This is a genomic window from Microbacterium invictum, assembly GCF_014197265.1.
In the GTDB taxonomy this organism is placed as follows: Bacteria; Actinomycetota; Actinomycetes; order Actinomycetales; family Microbacteriaceae; genus Microbacterium; species Microbacterium invictum.
In genome coordinates this window covers 3,308,606-3,324,808 of sequence record NZ_JACIFH010000001.1, presented here as the reverse complement: position 1 = coordinate 3,324,808, position 16,203 = coordinate 3,308,606, and the positions used below count along the sequence as shown (strand labels likewise).

At 66.1% G+C, this 16,203-nt stretch carries 16 protein-coding genes and 1 pseudogene; 10 read left to right on the top strand and 7 right to left on the bottom strand.

Annotated elements, in window-relative coordinates; all coding sequences use genetic code 11:
* Positions 1–26: 26 nt before the first annotated feature.
* A complete protein-coding gene (locus BKA10_RS15320; RefSeq protein WP_183500759.1) occupies positions 27–1,559 on the bottom strand; it encodes an ABC transporter substrate-binding protein in 1,533 nt (510 codons plus the stop codon).
* Between the two features lie 190 nt (positions 1,560–1,749).
* On the opposite strand from BKA10_RS15320, the gene BKA10_RS15315 reads away from it, so the two are divergent.
* A complete protein-coding gene (locus BKA10_RS15315) occupies positions 1,750–2,424 on the top strand; it encodes a TetR/AcrR family transcriptional regulator (protein WP_183500758.1) in 675 nt (224 codons plus the stop codon).
* Positions 2,425–2,490: 66 nt separating this feature from the next.
* Here the strand turns inward: BKA10_RS15315 and BKA10_RS15310 are convergent, their stop codons facing one another.
* The 3 genes from BKA10_RS15310 to BKA10_RS15300 all read right to left on the bottom strand — a co-directional run bounded on the left by BKA10_RS15310 (position 2,491) and on the right by BKA10_RS15300 (position 5,375).
* Positions 2,491–4,140 carry a carboxylesterase/lipase family protein gene (locus BKA10_RS15310; protein ID WP_183500757.1) on the bottom strand — a complete coding sequence of 550 codons (1,650 nt, stop codon included), beginning with the start codon at positions 4,138–4,140 and terminating at the stop codon, positions 2,491–2,493.
* Positions 4,141–4,219: 79 nt separating this feature from the next.
* Positions 4,220–4,975 carry an alpha/beta hydrolase gene (locus tag BKA10_RS15305; RefSeq protein ID WP_183500756.1) on the bottom strand — a complete coding sequence of 252 codons (756 nt, stop codon included), beginning with the start codon at positions 4,973–4,975 and terminating at the stop codon, positions 4,220–4,222.
* Positions 4,965–5,375, bottom strand: a complete 411-nt coding sequence (locus BKA10_RS15300) for a cupin domain-containing protein (RefSeq protein ID WP_183500755.1) — start codon at positions 5,373–5,375, stop codon at positions 4,965–4,967. Before BKA10_RS15300 ends, BKA10_RS15305 begins: the two co-directional genes overlap by 11 nt.
* Before the next feature lie 117 nt (positions 5,376–5,492).
* Here BKA10_RS15300 and BKA10_RS15295 point away from each other — a divergent pair, with 117 nt between their 5' ends.
* Positions 5,493–6,413: an NAD(P)-binding domain-containing protein gene (locus BKA10_RS15295; RefSeq protein WP_183500754.1), complete on the top strand. Its 921-nt coding sequence runs from the start codon at positions 5,493–5,495 to the stop codon at positions 6,411–6,413.
* Positions 6,414–6,423: 10 nt separating this feature from the next.
* Here the strand turns inward: BKA10_RS15295 and BKA10_RS15290 are convergent, their stop codons facing one another.
* Positions 6,424–7,134, bottom strand: coding sequence for a helix-turn-helix domain-containing protein (locus tag BKA10_RS15290; RefSeq protein WP_206686707.1), 711 nt, complete (start codon positions 7,132–7,134; stop codon positions 6,424–6,426).
* A gap of 113 nt (positions 7,135–7,247) precedes the next feature.
* A pseudogene (locus tag BKA10_RS16825) lies at positions 7,248–7,539 on the bottom strand (transposase family protein); the annotation flags it as partial.
* 93 nt (positions 7,540–7,632) lie between these two features.
* On the opposite strand from BKA10_RS16825, the gene BKA10_RS15280 reads away from it, so the two are divergent.
* The 7 genes from BKA10_RS15280 (at position 7,633) to BKA10_RS15255 (ending at position 13,971) form a co-directional block, all read left to right on the top strand.
* Positions 7,633–8,163 carry an IS110 family transposase gene (locus BKA10_RS15280; protein ID WP_338402333.1) on the top strand — a complete coding sequence of 177 codons (531 nt, stop codon included), beginning with the start codon at positions 7,633–7,635 and terminating at the stop codon, positions 8,161–8,163.
* The gene (locus BKA10_RS16820) at positions 8,082–8,387 is read left to right on the top strand and encodes a hypothetical protein (RefSeq protein WP_241740139.1); all 306 of its coding nucleotides are present in this window, start codon (positions 8,082–8,084) and stop codon (positions 8,385–8,387) included. Before BKA10_RS15280 ends, BKA10_RS16820 begins: the two co-directional genes overlap by 82 nt.
* Positions 8,388–8,703: 316 nt before the next feature.
* Positions 8,704–9,510 carry an alpha/beta fold hydrolase gene (locus BKA10_RS15275; protein WP_338402332.1) on the top strand — a complete coding sequence of 269 codons (807 nt, stop codon included), beginning with the start codon at positions 8,704–8,706 and terminating at the stop codon, positions 9,508–9,510.
* The gene (locus BKA10_RS15270; protein WP_183500750.1) at positions 9,507–9,692 is read left to right on the top strand and encodes a hypothetical protein; all 186 of its coding nucleotides are present in this window, start codon (positions 9,507–9,509) and stop codon (positions 9,690–9,692) included. The genes BKA10_RS15275 and BKA10_RS15270 overlap by 4 nt, the downstream gene beginning before the upstream one ends.
* Positions 9,693–9,700: 8 nt before the next feature.
* Complete coding sequence (locus tag BKA10_RS15265; RefSeq protein ID WP_183500749.1) at positions 9,701–10,654, top strand: serine hydrolase domain-containing protein; 954 nt, start codon at positions 9,701–9,703, stop codon at positions 10,652–10,654.
* 43 nt (positions 10,655–10,697) lie between these two features.
* The gene (locus BKA10_RS15260; protein WP_183500748.1) at positions 10,698–12,968 is read left to right on the top strand and encodes a family 78 glycoside hydrolase catalytic domain; all 2,271 of its coding nucleotides are present in this window, start codon (positions 10,698–10,700) and stop codon (positions 12,966–12,968) included.
* A gap of 1 nt (position 12,969) precedes the next feature.
* Positions 12,970–13,971: an aldo/keto reductase family protein gene (locus BKA10_RS15255; RefSeq protein WP_183500747.1), complete on the top strand. Its 1,002-nt coding sequence runs from the start codon at positions 12,970–12,972 to the stop codon at positions 13,969–13,971.
* A gap of 11 nt (positions 13,972–13,982) precedes the next feature.
* Here BKA10_RS15255 and BKA10_RS15250 read toward each other — a convergent pair whose 3' ends face one another.
* Positions 13,983–14,564, bottom strand: a complete 582-nt coding sequence (locus BKA10_RS15250; RefSeq protein WP_183500746.1) for a TetR family transcriptional regulator — start codon at positions 14,562–14,564, stop codon at positions 13,983–13,985.
* Positions 14,565–14,784: 220 nt separating this feature from the next.
* Here BKA10_RS15250 and BKA10_RS15245 point away from each other — a divergent pair, with 220 nt between their 5' ends.
* Positions 14,785–16,107 (top strand): ABC transporter substrate-binding protein, encoded by a 1,323-nt coding sequence (locus BKA10_RS15245; protein ID WP_241740016.1) that lies wholly within the window; start codon positions 14,785–14,787, stop codon positions 16,105–16,107.
* Positions 16,108–16,203: the final 96 nt, after the last annotated feature.

Sequence of the window (16,203 nt, the reverse complement as noted above, 5' to 3'; positions counted from 1 at the left end):
GCGCTGCACGGGCCCACCGGCGTCGGTCAGCTCTTCGGCGAGAAGCCGAAGATCGAAGGGTAGGCGTTGGTCGGCCAGAACTCGAGGTTGGTGTTCTCGTCGACCGCGAACGATGCCTGCACCCGGAAGAACGGGGCGAACCAGGCCTCGTCCACGATGTAGGCGTTGAGGTCCTTCGTCGCCTGCTCCGCCTCCTCCTCGGTTCCGAGCTGGATCGTCGACATGTACTCGTCGACCTGCGGGTCGGAGTACCCGAAGGGGTTGTAGGTGGCATCCGGCGAGATCATGAAGTTGATCAGCTGCCAATCGGGATTCTGTTCGAGGGCCATGAACGCGGCCGGATAGCTCGGCGCAAGCATCTCCGTGATGTAGTTGCCGGTGCCGGGGTCGGTGTAGTTGACGGTGATGCCAACATCGGCCAACTGCTGGGCGACGAGATCGAATGTCGTCTGGAACGCCGGAGTCGTCATCAGGTTCAGCGTGAAGCCCTCGGGATAGCCGGCCTCGGCAAGAAGCTCTCGGGCCCCTTCGGGGTCGTAGCCGTAGGTGCTGTCCAGCGCCTCGTCGAAGCCGACCGATGTCACAGGGAAGACCTGCTCGGTGGTCGTGCCGTAGCCCGCCTGCAGCGCTTCGAGCAGTGCCTCGCGGTCGAACGCCTTGTTGATCGCCTGCCGGACCTGCACGTTGCCGATCTCGGGGGACATGGTGCCGGCACGGTCGAACAGGAGCATGCCCTGGAAGTCGAGTTCGTTCGACTGGACCGTCCACCCCGACGCCTCGACCTCGGGGATGGTGGTGTTGTCGATGATCTTGGATCCGTTCACCTCACCGGCCTTGAGTGCGTTGAGCGTGGCTGTCGATTCCTCGATCACGCTGATGGTGAGGTTCTCGTACTTCACCGCATCGGGATTCCAGTAGTCCGGATTGGCGGTGAAGTTGTAGGTGGTGCCGATGACCGAAGCGGCGGCGTCGAAGATGTACGGCCCTGAGCCGACGGGGTTCGTCGCCGAATCCGGATCGTCGAACGATGACGGCGCCTGGACGAGACCGGGGGCGATCGACAGCAGATTGAGCAGCGACGGGTCGGCCGCGGGCTGAGTGATCTCGACGGTGAAGTCATCGACCGCGGCGAACTCCTTGCCCGCGAGCGTCGCCGCCTGCGGTGCGCTGCCGTCGCGGAACCGCTCGAGGCTCGCTACGACGGCTTCCGCGTTGACGGGCTCACCGTCGGTGAAGGTGGCGTCGTCGCGCAGCGTCAGCGTGAGCACAGTGCCGTCGTCGTTGTACTCCCACTCCGTGGCGAGCCACGCCTCTATCTCGCCATCCCCGTTCTTCTGGAGCAACGTGTCGAACACGGCTTGGAAGAATGGGCTGCGGTTTCCGTAATCGGCGCCTTCGCCGATGTCGAAACTCGTTGGAGCGACGAATGAGCTGAGGCTCAACTGTTCGGCTCGAGTGGTGTCCCCCTCGTCGGGTGTCACATCCCCGCCTCCCGAGCAACCGGTGAGCGCGAGGACGGCGATGGCGGCGACGGCTGCTGTGGCCTTCAATCGGAACATCCTTGGTCCCTTCTGGTGGCGATACCCCTGCGGATCGCCTCTGTTCAGAAAGTTATCACCAAATACGAGTGATCGCTAGGTTTTTGAGGAATGCACCACTCGCCCTCGGACTCCGACCAGAGACTAAGTTCTTGAATGAGAAGGGATCCGGTCGTCGGCGACGATGCCCGGCCGTATACGGTGGTAACCCATGACGACCAGTGCCAACCCCGCGAAGCCCACGCGCAAGCCGCGGGGAGCGTATGCCAAGACGGCTGAGAAGCGGGCTGCCATCCTCGACGCCGCGCTCGAGGTCTTCGCCGAGTCCGGCTTTCGATCGGGATCCCTGCGCGAGGTGTCTCAGCGGGTCGGCATGAGCGAGGCCGGTCTGCTGCACCACTTCCGGAGCAAGACAGCCCTGCTCGAAGCGGTACTCGAGCATCGCGACGAGAAGGCCCGCGGATTGGTACCGGTCGACTCGCCCGACGGCATGGAGGTGCTCCGCAGCCTGGTCGATCTTGCCGCGCACAACGCGTCGATCCCGGGCGTTGTGGAGCTCTACACCACCCTGTCGGCCGAGGCGACGTCGCCCGATCATCCGGCCCACGCATATTTCGCTCGCCGCTACGACTTCACCCGCGAGAAGGTGGAACGTGCGTTCCTGGCCCTCCTCGCCGACGGCCGGCTGCGCCCCGGCATCGACCCGCGCCGCGCGGCCATCGCTGTGATCGCGCTCATGGACGGGCTGCAGGTGCAGTGGCTGCTTGACCGTGACGTCGTCGACATGTCGGACGAACTGCGCCAGGTGTTCTCGCTGTTCGTCGACGGAGATTGGGACGCCGCGGCATCCGACCCGTCGCAACCAGCCGCGCGCGCAGGCGACTGAGGACGACCGCCGAGCCCGGAGTCTTGTCGAACTCCGGGCTCGGCGGCGCGGGACGGGGCCCCTGGATCAGCGAGGCACCACGAGGTCGTCGGCCTTCTCGACGGCATTCAGCCGCGCGGTGTGGGGGTCGGGTCCGCCGACCGCGGTGCCATCGGGACGGAAGTCGAGAATCGGATTGGCGGACGGATCGTGCTGCGGCCACTCCGGGAGTCCCGGACCGTTCGGATCGCCCGTCTTGGCGAAATTCGCCCAGTAGCGGTTCATCATGCTGGCGACGCCGCGGTCCGTGTCTGTCAGTGCGTCGCCGTAGCGCCCCTCGAGGGTGTCGAAGACGAACTCGAGTTCAGACGCGTGCGGTGCTCCCTGCGTGTATTGAGCCCGCATGGATTCGGCGACATAGGAGAACCGATAGACATACGCCGGTTTGCGCCTGGCGACGACGGCATCGGCGATGAACCGGGCGGGCTCCGCCCAGACCTCGTCGGTGATGACCATCGTCATCAGAGTGGCGAAATCGGTGGTCCCGTCGGGGTCATACGCGGCGATCGCCTCGTCTCTGGCATCGCCGAACTGCCGGAAGAGGTCTTCCTTCGAATCGGCGCGGACGAACTCGACACCCAGTTCGGCGCTGTTCGAACCGATGAGCACGGGGACACGACTCTGCTTCGCCGCCGAGAAGACGGTCTCGGGCGTCTGCGCGACCAGGCGCCCGTCGACGATCGGCCCCGAATAGGTCCGCGGGCCGTCCGGGCCATCGGTCTCGGCCCCACTATCGAGGATCTGCTCGGCCGGCAGCGCCCGCAAGCGCGCCAGCGCGGCGGCATCGACGCCCTCGATCCCATGCCGTTGGGCGAAGTTGACGCCGATGGTCTCGGCCGAAACCGGGAACTGCGGATCGGTGTTGTCATCGGCGATCGGACGGCCGGTGAGGGTGCCGTCACGACCGCCCCCCGATTCGGAAATCGCCTTGTCGAAGAGGCCGTGCGCTGAGCGAGAAGTCAGCAGTGCGTTGACCGAGACGCCCCCGGCCGACTCCCCGAAGATCGTGACATTGTTCCGGTCGCCGCCGAACTTCGAGATGTTGCGCTTGACCCACTCGAGCCCCGCGATCTGGTCCATGTAGGCATAGTTGCCCTTCGGCTCGCCGCGACGCTCCTTGCTGAGGGCCGGGAAGGCGAAGAATCCGAACCGTCCGAGTCGATAGTTGAGGGTCACCAGGATGACGTCCTGCCGGGCGAACGCCTCGCCTGAGAATGTCGGCTGCGATCCGCTGCCGAAGACGAATGCGCCACCGTGGATCCAGACCATGACGGGCAACTTGTCGCCCTTCTTGGCGCCCGCCGGGCGCCAGACGTTGGCGAACAGGCAGTCCTCCGAGGGCGGGGTGTCTCCAGGCGGACCGAAGCTCGCCTGCATGCAGTCCGGGCCGAACGCGGTGGCGTCGCGCTCACCCTTCCACGACTTCGCCGGCTGTGGCGGCCGCCACCGGTTGGCGCCAGTCGGCGGGGCGGCGTAGGGAATACCCTTGAAACTGGTCACGCCGTCTTCGGTGGAGCCGCGCAGCGAGCCCGTTGAGACTTTCACCTTCACGTCATTGCCCCCGGCCTCGCCCGGATGCCACCACGGCGGGGCGGCACTGGCGCTGGAACCCACGAATCCTGTGATGACCAGCGTCGCGATCACGGTGACCGCGGCCGCGGTTCTGAATCGGAACATCCCTGTTCTCCTCACTCGGCGAACCCCTTCGGTCGCCTGGTGGAAGACGCTAGCACCAATATCGAGTGAGCACTAGGTTTTAGCCGGGGTGCACTCGACCGGTCGGTGCATCGGTCACCGACAGGAGCATCTCCGCAAGCGCCTGCGGCTCGGTGACCATGACGTCGTGGCATCCGTCGATCATCAGGTGACGGATGCCATCGGGTGATTTCGTTGCGCGCTGTCGCTGCCACTCGCGTTCGCTGCCGGAGAGTGCGGAGTCGCTGCATTCGATGAACGTGTAGGGATGCGTCCGTGCATAGTCCGTCCGTCCGACGGGGTCTGTGTATGTGCGTGCAGGCTGAGGCGTGACCCTCGAATTGACCCATCGGATGTCTTCCTCATCCGTGAGCCCCCACCACTTCGCATCCATGACCGGCACGTACCAGCCATCGCCCTCGGTCGCGATGAGCTGCTTCATGCGCTGCACCTTGTCGGGATTGACCAGGTCGAACACCGCCTGCCCCTCGGCGGGCATGTGCGCGTCGAGCAGGACGAAACTGCGGACCCGTTCCCGCAGCGACTGCAGCGCGCGGGACGCCACCACGCCACCGTAGCTGTGGGCGACAAGGACGACGTCGTCGAGTTCTTCTGCTTCGAAGACGCCGAGCAGGTCGGCGACGTGCACCTCGAGGTCGATGGCAGGGCTGAGCAGGTGCCTTCGCTCCCCCAGGCCGGTCAGTGTCGGGGTGAAGACCTCGTGCCCGGCCGCCCGCAGCCGCGGTGCGACACGCTTCCAGCACCATCCGCCGTGACGGCCGCCGTGGAGCAGGACGAATGGGGGTTCAGTTGCCATCGGGGGCCGTCCACCGTGCGTACTCGCCGTCCGTGACCGGATCCGACCATTCCACGCCACGGATCGAGACCGCGGTATGGAGGAAGGTGCGATCGGGCGCGGCCCCGTGCCAATGCCGGATGCCGGGAGGTGTCCAGACGGTGTCCCCCGCCGCGACGCGGTGTGCGCCGTGCTCATCTCCGATGTACCCCTCGCCCGAGCGGACGATGAGCAGCTGGCCACCCTCGTGCGTGTGCCAGTCGGTGCGCGCGCACGGCGTGAAGAAGACGTCCGCGACGTTGATGCCGTCGCGTCGGGGCACGATGACGTCGCGCCACGCCTCGCCCGTGAATGTGCCACTGACGGGATCCGAAGGCACCCCCACCGAGGTTCGGTTGACGTAAATGCTCGACTCGGTCATGAGGCAATTCTCCCCGATCGTGTGTTCGTAATATCGAATCATTGTTCCTCATCGAGAACATTGGCACGGTACAGTCAACGCGGAAGAGGAGTCAAACCGACTCCGGACAGGAGAACCGTGAGGGTTGGATTCATCGGGCTCGGCCAGATGGGCCGGGGAATGGCGGCGAATCTGCTCGCCGCGGGGCACGAGCTCGTCGTCACCGATATCGCTCCGCACGCTGCGACTGAACTGCTCGCACACGGCGCCTCCTGGGCGGCCACCGCGGAAGAGCTGGCCCGCAGCGTCGAAGTCGTCTTCACGTCCCTCCCCACCCCGGCCGACGTCGAGGATGTCGCCGCGAGCCTTGAGTCGGGTCTGGGCGAGGGGACGGCGTGGTTCGATCTGTCGACCAACTCGGTCGATACTGTCCGCTCCCTCGCAGCGCGACTCGCCGAGCGAGAAGTCGCCTTCTTGGACGCACCGGTGAGCGGCGGACCGAACGGCGCCGCCACCGGCCGGCTGGCGATCTGGGTGGGTGGCGATCGAGTTGCGTTCGATCGACACCTCGAACTTCTCCAGGCGATCGCCGACAAACCGGCCTACATCGGCCCCATCGGTGCGGGTACGATCGCGAAGCTCGTGCACAACATGACAAGCCTCGGCATCTCGGCGGTGCTGGGCGAAATGATGACAGTGGGCGTGAAGGCGGGCCTCGAGCCGCTCGCACTCTTCGAGGCAATCCGCTCCGGAGCAGCCGGGCGCGCTCGCAGTTTCGACAAATTCGGCAACCGGGTTCTGTCCGGAGATCTCGACACCCCCAGCTTCCAGCTTCGCTTGGCATATAAGGACGCCGGACTCGCGGTTCGCCTCGCGCGTGAGTTCGAAGTTCCCACGGCGCTGTGCGACATCATCTACGACGAGATGACCGAGGCCATGGATCGAGGCTGGGGTGGCCGCGACAGCCAGGCGTTCCTGCAGCTGCAGCAGGAACGAGCCGGTGTACCGCCCCTGCAGGTCGACCCTGCCGACCTCGCAGCTGTCTTCGACCGCACCTGATGGCGTCCGGTCAGACAGCCTCACGAGCGCTGTAACCCTTGCGCTGCCGCCACCCGTCGACGAACCGAAGCAGCGTCTGACTCAGTTCCTCCTCGCGCGGCAACATGTCGGAGCTCTCTCCCACGAGCGTGACTTCGGCTACCGCCTCGCCCGCGGTGTTGGACAGCACAGTCGCGAGGGCGAATCGTGAGCCCTGATGCAGCGAGTTGCGGGCGATCCTCGACTCCCTGATCGAGACGGACTCGGACAGGAACTGGTCGACGAGCGCCGCATCCTCGGGTGGCCTGCGTCGCAGGTACGCATTGCGCTGCGACTCCGGGAGAGCCACGAGCAGCGCCTTACCACCCGCCGTTTCGAGGAGAGTGCGGCGGATATCGGTCCGTGCGGCGTATCCGACGAGCGTGTCGGATCCGGCCTCCGCGACGTAGATCAGATGCTCCCCTGCCTGGACACCGAGGAAGACCGTCAGCCCCGTCGAATCATGCAGTTCGGCCAAATCTCCCTCGGTCACAAGGCCGGCCCGGATGTGTCCGCTGGCGAGCGTCAGGCCGTAGACGGCAGGCCCGAGGTAGAAGCGATGATTGTCCTCGAACAGCCAGCCCCTGGCGAGGAGTCCGCGAATGAACCCGTGCACGGAACTTCGCGGCGCGTCGAGAGCTTTCGCCACTTCAGCGAAGGTCATTCCCGGGTTGTAGACGACCTCCTCCAGGATCTTCGTCACACGATCGATCGTCCTGTGGGTCTGCGGCCCTCGATCGCCTGAACTCGCCTCATCGTCACTCACGGATGCCATTTAACCCGATACACCCTCCCGCGGTCTTCGACCCAGCGCTCGCCGGCGTGGCCGGCCAGGTCGGAGCGTCTCACCGTCTCCCGCGACTCGGCGCAGGGCAGCGGGGTCGAGTCGATCAGCCGGGTCACCTCGCCCCACGACGGCGTGTCACGGGCCAGCTCGGTGATCACCCGCGGACAGCAGCCCGGTGGACTGGCGGACGCGTTTGCCCCATCCGGACTGCTTGGAGATGTTCGGGAACATGCCCCGCAGATGCGCTCTGGCGCACCGGATCCACTTCCGGCCGGACGCGATCCCGAGAAGATGCTGCGCGACCAGCAGACACAGCAACTTTTCATTGTCGCGGGCCGTCGTTGACGGTTGAGCACGAGAACTAGATTCGCTGTCTCGTCCTGGTGGTTCGCCCGGGCGGCCACGCCGTTGGCAATGCCGGTTCGGAAGGGAGTGTCGGTGATGTTCACCCAGACAGAGGACGACGAGCAGATCATCGAGCGGGTCGCGGCGCCGGATATCGGCAAGGCGGAGGTGGTGTGCTGTGTCCGGTTGCCGGCACCGCCGGGAGGCAAGCGGCGGGTGCAGGAGGTGACAACGCATTCGACGATGACTCGGTCGTTGACCGAATTGGCGAACCTGCTGGTGGAACTGGGTGTCGAACGGGTAGTGATGGCAGCGACCAGCGACTACTGGCGGCCGCCGTTCTACCTGCTCGAAGCGCACGTGCTGGAGCCGAGGCTGGTGAACGCGAAGGACGTCGCACATCTACCGGGCAGGCCGAAGACGGACGTGCTGAACGCGGCCTGGCTCTGCAAGGTCGCTGAACGGCAGATGCTCCGGCCCAGCTTGTGGTCGGCTCGCGGGGCGCGGAGAAGGACCGGGTGGAGAAGGTCCTCGAAGACGCGTGCATCAAGCCGTCGGTGGTCGCCTCCGATATCTTCGGTGCCTCCGGGCGGGCGATGATGGCGGCGCTGATCGCCGGGGAGCAAGATCCGACAGTGCTCGCGCAGATGGCGCGTACTGCGATGCGGAAGAAGATCCCCCAGCTGGAGGAAGCGTTCACCGGTCACTTCGACGAGCATCACCGGTTCCTGCTATCGCAGGATGCTGGGTCGGATCGATCAGATCGACGCCGATATCGCGGCGGTCGACGTGCAGATCGAGGCGTATCTGGTCCCTTTCGGTGACGCGGCTGCCCGACCGCCGTCGGCGCGTCCAAGACGAACACCTTCCTCGGCCGGATTACTGCGTCACCCCAGTGTGGTGCTTCGGACTTGCTTCATTGCGTGTCCCATCAGAATCCCAACTTTCTTTATTGGTTCTGCCGTCTCCGGCATCGCCACCGTCTCGCAATGGCCCGCTCAAGGCTTGACCACCGACGTGAGAGTCTTACCATTCTGCGCACGTGCGCCACTCGCGCATGCCTTACCATTCATTGACTGTTATCCCGCTCGGTTCTGTTGAGATCACCCAACCGCGACGAGGCGAAGAGAACGCGAAGCGTTGAGATTGACGACGTATCTGCCTGCTCGACAACCGCGCGCGACCCTCGCTTTACTGCCTTCACACGGAACGACAACGCGCATGTGGGGGTCCGTCGTGCAGCTGATCCCGCCCCGTCTCGGGGCTGAAATGCTGCTCTTTGACCTCCCCGGGCATGGCGGCGCGCCCGCGCTAGCGGAAGTCGACATCGGCAGCCTCGCCACAGAAATCGCACAGCAGATCGAATCGACGCGATGTACCGGACGTGTCGTGATCGCAGGCGCATCCACGGGCGGCGCCATCGCATTGGAAGCCGCGGTGCGGCCGGAATTGATGATCACGGGTGTCGCACTGTTCAACAGCGCACTCCTCTTCGGCTCGCCGGAAGGCTGGGCCGCCATCGTCGCGGCCGCGACTCGTCACGGCACCCCTGCCTTCGATCCCGCGGGCACGCGCCGCGGCTGGTTCACCGTTGTATTCGCCGAGGGGGCGGGTGCGGATGTCGTCGCCGACACTCTGCACGACCTCGCCGACGTCGATCTGTCCAGTCACCTCGCGTGCTGCCGCGCACTCGCCGAGTACGACGGCCGACACCTCGCGCGTCCGGTTACGACGCGCGGTCTGGCCGTCGGCGGAACCGCCGACCGCGCCGTGTCGGCGAGCAACATGCGCGCATTCGCTGCGGATAGCAGCACGTTCCGATATGAGGAACTGCCGGGCGCACATCTGTCCGTCATCGAAAACGCCTCGGGGGCAGCCGACCTGCTCTCTGCTCTGTTGCGCGACTCCGTTGCGCGACACCACGCGACTGCGAAGGAGACCACATGACCGACTTACACGGCGACAGCGATCAATTGTTCGAACCGGTGCGCCACAAGCTCCGCGAGTACGTCGATGCGGAGCCCGGGTTCAGCGCACAGCTCGCCATCCACCACCGCGGCCGCCTGGTTGTGGACCTTGCAGTCGGGTCGGCGCTGAGCCGAGAGTCCCTGACGGGAGTCTCTCGGTGACGAAGGGCGTGGCCGCGCTGGTGATTGCCAAGCTCATCGACCGTGGCGAGCTCGAGCTCGACCGCGAGGTGGCGCACTACTGGCCCGCGTTCGCGGCGGCGGGGAAGGGTCGGATCTCCGTCGGGGACCTCCTCTCCCACCGCGCTGGCCTTCCCGCGCTGGCTGGAAGCACGTTCTCGGTCGACGAAGTCCTCGAATCTTCGTCGGCGGGCGCTGCGCGCCTCGCTGCACAAGCCCCGCTCTGGATCCCCGGCTCCGCGTTCGGCTACCACGCGCTCACGATCGGGATTCTGATGGAAGAACTCGTGCGTCGCATTTCCGGCAGGAGCCTCCAGGAGCGGTATGAAGAGGAGGTGCGCGGCCCGCGCGCAGCGGACTTCTTCCTTGGGCTGCCCGAGTCCGAGGATGCCCGGTATGTTCCGCTCGCGCCGCCGGTGCTGACCCCCGAACAGGAGACCGAGCTGGCCGGCCGACCACCGATGGATGGGCTGGCGGCAACCGTCTTCGGCAATGTCGATGCTCCGGAGGACCTCAGCCGATGGGGCACCAGCACCAACAACCCACGGGTCCGCCGCGCCGGCCCCGCCGCGATCGGCGGAGTCGGATCTGCCCGGGGCCTCGCGCGGTTATTCGCCGACGCGCTGCCGTCGTCGGCTGCGCCCATCGCCTCCGCAGCGACCTTCCGTGCGATGGCGACACAACGAGCGTGGGGGCACGACCGGGTACTCGATTTCCCCAACTGCTTCGGAGCGGTATTCCTGCTACCGCAGCCGAGGATGCCATATGGAAGTCTCGGCGCCTTCGGTCACGATGGTGCCGCCGGCGCGCTGGCGTTCGCAGACCCCGCTCGCGACATCGCTTTCGCCTACATCCCCTGGCCACGTCAGCATCCGGGCGGAGCGGACTTCCGTGCCGTGGAGCTGGCACGCGTGGCGGCCGATTGCACGCGGGAGGGAAAGTGAATCGGACTTGCAAATCCCAGTCAATGAATGGTAATCCTGAAGCGTGACCACAACACACGCGCATCCGCTGCAGGACGCCCAGTTCATCCGCGCCGTCGCCGATCGCGGCATCGCACCACGCTTCCGACTGACCGCGCCGCTGAACCAACCCCGTTCCGAGATCCGACGCGCGGTGCTCACTGCCACGGCCCACGGCGTCTACGAAGCATTCATCGATGGAGCGCCGGTCTCGCAGTCGGTCCTCAACCCGGGTTGGACGGCCTATGAATGGCGCTTGGCCTACCAGACCTACGACATCTCCGAGCTGGTCACGGGAGGACACGGTGACCTCGTCCTTGAGCTCGTGCTGGGCAATGGCTGGTATCGCGGCGATCTCGGATTCGCGTCCGCGGAGGCGAATTACGGCGATGAGATCTGCGTCGCCGCGACAGTCGAGGTATCGTTCGGCGACGGCACGAGTCAGCAGCTGTCGACATCGGCCGGCTGGGAAGCCGAGACCACCGGGATCATCGGCAACTCGCTCTACGACGGCGAGATCATCGACGCCCGAGACCGGCCCCGCCCCCTCCAGGTGGAAGTGGTGGACGTCGACCGCTCGACGCTCGTGGCGCAGAGCACGCCCGACATCGTCCGAAACGAGGTCGTGGCGCCGGCGAAGATCTGGAGCTCGCCCTCGGGACGCACGCTCGTTGACTTCGGCCAGAACCTCGTCGGCTGGGTTCGATTCCACGTCACCGGCCCGCGCGGACACGAGATCCGCATCCGCCATGCCGAGGTGCTCGAGGACGGCGAGCTGGGCACCCGGCCGCTGCGGGGCGCGGCAGCCACGGATGTGTTCGTACTGTCCGGCGATGCGGACCGGTTCGAGCCCACACTCACATTCCACGGGTTCCGCTACATCGAGGTGGATGGGTGGCCAGGGGAACTCTCCCTCGACGACCTGGAGGCGGTCGTGGTGCACTCCGAGATGCGCCGCACCGGCTACTTCTCCTGCTCCGAGCCGCTCGTCGATCAGCTCGTGAAGAACTCGGTCTGGGGGCAGAAGGGCAACTTCCTCAGCGTTCCCACCGACTGTCCGCAACGCGACGAGCGCTTGGGCTGGACCGGCGATCTCGCCGCCTACGCGGCGTCGGCGGCGTTCCAGTTCGACATCGCCGACTTCCTCGATGGCTGGTTGCGCGACCTGCGGGTCGAGACGGAGAACGCGCCGGGCGGCTTCGTTCCCCTCATCGTCCCCGACGTGCTCAAGTACGCGAACTTCCCCGATGGGTTCTCTCTGCCCTGGCACCGCGCGACCGCTGTCTGGGGCGATGCCGCGGTGTGGGTGCCGCAGGCGTTGTGGCAGGCGTACGGCGATGTCGCGCGTCTGGCCGACTACTACCCGGGCATGGTGCTCCACCTGGAATCCATCGAGCAGGACATTTCCCCCCGTGGGGTCTGGGAACTCGGGCAGCAGCTCGGCGACTGGCTCGACCCCGATGCTCCGCCCGATGATCCTGGTGCGGCGAAAGCCGATCCCGCAGTCGTCGCCACTGCGTGCCTCTACCGCTCGGCGTCGTTCATTGCGGAAGCCGCCCGGATTCTGGGCAAGACCGACGACGCTGCGCGGTGGGATGGCCTCGCGGCGCGGACGCGGAGCGCCTTCGTGTCGCAGTACGTCGACGAGGCCGGCCGGATCACGTCGGACTGCGTCACGGTGTACGCACTGGCGATCGCCTTCGGCGTGCTCGACGGCGATCACCGGCGGCGCGCCGGCACTCGTCTCGCGGATCTGGTGAGGAAAGCGCGCTACCGGGTCACCACGGGGTTCGCTGGGACCCCGTTCGTCACGTGGGCGCTGTCGGAGACCGGCCACATCGATGACGCGTATCGGCTGCTGCTGGAACGCGAGTGCCCATCGTGGCTCTATCCGGTGACGATGGGCGCCACCACGATCTGGGAGCGCTGGGACTCTATGCTTCCCGATGGGTCGATCAATGCCGGCGAAATGACGAGCTTCAACCATTACGCTCTGGGAGCGGTCGCAGACTGGATCTACCAGGTCGTCGGGGGCATCCGCCCCGCCGCCCCCGGATACTCGAAGGTCCGCATCCACCCGCAGCCCGGCCCCGGTATCACCTGGGCCGATACCTCGTACGACAGCGTGCACGGCCCGATCAGGTCGTCCTGGCGGCTCGACGACGGCGAGTTCCAACTCGAGGTTGACCTGCCAGTCAATGTACCGGCGGTGATCGTGCTGCCGGACGGACGCGAACTCGATGTGATCGGGGGCGAGCATCGCTTCACCGCGGTCGTCGCCGACGAGAGGGCGTGAGATGAGATCCCGGTATCTCGGCGCATCCGGCATCCAGATCTCGGAGATCACCTACGGCAACTGGCTCACGCACGGATCTCAGGTCGAGAACGATGCGGCCCGAGCCTGTGTGCAGGCCGCGCTGGACGTCGGCATCACGACATTCGACACCGCCGACATGTATGCCGACACCGCAGCCGAGACCGTGCTGGGTAATGCGCTCAAAGGTCAGCGACGCGAGTCGCTGGAGATCTTCACGAAGGTCTATTATCCGGTGGGTCCGGGCGGCCCCAACGACACTGGCCTCTCCCGCAAGCACATCATGGAATCGATCGACGGGTCCCTGAGACGGCTGGGAACGGACTACGTCGACCTCTATCAGGCGCACCGGTGGGACAACGCCACGCCGCTGGAAGAGACGATGGTGGCCTTCTCGGACATCGTGCGGTCCGGCAAAGCGCTCTACATCGGGGTCAGCGAGTGGACGGCGGCTCAGCTCAGTGCGGGTGCCTCGCTCGCCCGCGAACTGCGCATCCCTTTCGTCTCGAATCAGCCTCAGTACTCCGCGTTGTGGCGCATCATCGAGCCCGAAGTCGTGCCGACGTCGCAGAAGCTGGGCATCTCGCAGATCGTGTGGTCGCCGGTGGCACAGGGCGTGCTGACCGGCAAGTACCGTCGTGGCCACACGCCGCCGACCGGGAGCCGCGCCACGGACGGCAACGGCGGCGCGGACATGATCGGGCGGTTCATGCGCGACGACGTCCTCGATCGCGTGCAGCGGCTGCGGCCGATCGCGGACGAGCTCTCGGTCTCGATGGCGCAGTTGGCGGTCGCGTGGGTGCTGCAGAACCACAACGTCGCTTCCGCCATCATCGGCGCGTCGCGTCCCGAGCAGGTGCGAGAGAATGCTGCGGCGTCGGGCGTCGTGATACCTCCGGAGCTCATGCTGCGCATCGATGACGCGCTCGGCGACGTCATCGAGCGCGACCCCGGCAAGACCGCCGCTGAGTCACCGATTCGCTGAATCCCGGCGGGTCACGGAATGCTCGAGATCAGTTGCCACAGGGCGCTGAGGCGACGGGGCATGTCGACCTTGTCCGGCTGGAGCAGCCACTGCAGCTGAAGCCCGTCGGCGGCGGCGACCATCAGCGACGCCAGATCTTCGGGGTCGAGTTCGCGCGACACCTCACCGCGGGACTGGCGCTGCTCGATGTCGGATCTCAGCTCACCGCGGAGCCAGTCGTAGCGCGACTCGAAGAACGATCTGGTGGCACTGGATTCATCGACGCTCTCGGCAGACATCGAGACGAACAGCCGAACGAGACCGGGTTCGGTCACATTGTGCTCGACCGCCTGGATCAGGTGATCGATCGAGTGCACGTGGCGGTGGTGGACCGGATCACCGTCACGATCGTCCCTCCGGCGAAGGACCTCCAGGAAGAGTTCCTCCTTGCTGCTGAAGTGATGCAGCAGACCGGCCTGGCTCAGCCCCGATTCGCGCGCGATCTCCCGCACAGACGCACGGTCGTACCCTTTGCGAGCGAAGTGTTCCAGTGCCACCGCGAGGATCTCCTCGCGCTTCGCGAGTCCCTTCGCGTACGGGCCTCGTGCCGCCATAGTCCGCAATGCTACCGCGCTGGGAGGATCGTGTGCGGGCGGCGCGGGCCGTGCGTCGACGCATTGATCACAAAGGCGTATCAGTGTCCGTGCGAGGGACGCGGACATTGACGCGGCAGTGTGACCGGCTCTAGCATTACGCGAAAGCCCATCGTTGACTCGTTTTGCACAGAGTCGATGAAATCCGTCGCACCAAGGCGGTCTTACAGAGAGGTAAGTGATGTCAGCAACCACCCGACGCTCGCTGATGCTGGCTGCAGCCAGCGCGGCGGCCGTGTCCGTGCTCCTCACCGGCTGTGCCGGTGGAGGTGGAGACAACGATCCGGACGGGCCAGTCGAACTGACCTGGTTCCAGGGATCCGGAGTCGAGACCAATATCGCCACCGCAGAGGCACTCGCTGAGGCGTTCAACGCGAAGAACCCCGACATCGTCATCAAAGTCGATGCCTCCGGCCCCAGCGATTCGGCCCAGCTCGACAACCTGATGAAGACGCGTCTGGCCACCGGCGAGATGCCCGATATGTTCTGGTACAACAGCGGCTCGCTGCTGCAGGCACTGAACCCTGACCAGACCATGCTCGACATCGCGGCCGAGGACTTCGTCTCGAACCTGGATGACGCCTGGATCTCAGCCGTGTCGACCGAGGACGGCGTGTTCGGCGTGCCCGTGCAGACCGCCGGCGGTGGCGGCATCTTCTACAGCATTCCGATCTACGATGAGCTGGGCCTGGACGTCCCGAAGACCTGGGACGAGTTCCTCGCGAACTCCGACGCGATCCGGGATGCCGGCTACACCGGCGTCGAGCTGACGTTCGGCGATGCGTGGACGGCGCAGATCATCACGCTCGCGGACTTCTACAACGTGTGGGCCAGTGACAACGACTGGGCCGCCCAGTACACGGCGAACGAGGTCAACTTCGCCGATGACCCGGTCGCGGTACAGGGCTTCACCAAGCTGCAGGACATCTACGACGGCGGCTACCTCAACGAGGACTTCGCCTCGGCGCTGCTCAACGACGGGCTCGAGGCCGTCACGACGGGCGCGGCCGGTCATTACCCGATGCTCGGCTTTGCGCAGGCGACGATCGCGACGAACTGGCCTGAGAACCTCGATGACGTGGGCTTCTTCGGTATACCCGGAGACAACGCCGAAGAGGCCGGCATGACGGTCTGGATGCCGCCGGCGCTCTACGCTCCGGCGAACACCGAGCACCCCGGCGCGGTGAAGGAGTTCATGGCCTTCGTCGCCAGCCCCGCGGGCTGCGACGCGGTCACCGAGGCGCTCGGCGCGACAGGCCAGTACCTCGTCGAGGGCTGCACGGTACCGGACGAGGCCCCGCGCATCGTCGCTGACTGGGCCCCGTACTTCGAATCCGGCCACGTCGCGCCCGCGCTCGAATTCCTCTCGCCGGTCAAGGGGCCGAACCTGATGCAGATCAACGTCGAGGTCGGCTCGGGTGTCCGTGACGGCCAGAGCGGCGCCGAGCTCTACGACGCGGATGCCGCGAAGCAGGCGCAGCAGCTGGGCCTGCCCGGCTGGTAAGGATCCGCACCGTCCGCCGTGAGGGTCGCCAGTGCGCTGGCGGCCCTCGCAACACCGAAGGTCTCACATGGCGACTCTCGCACCCCCCGACACGAC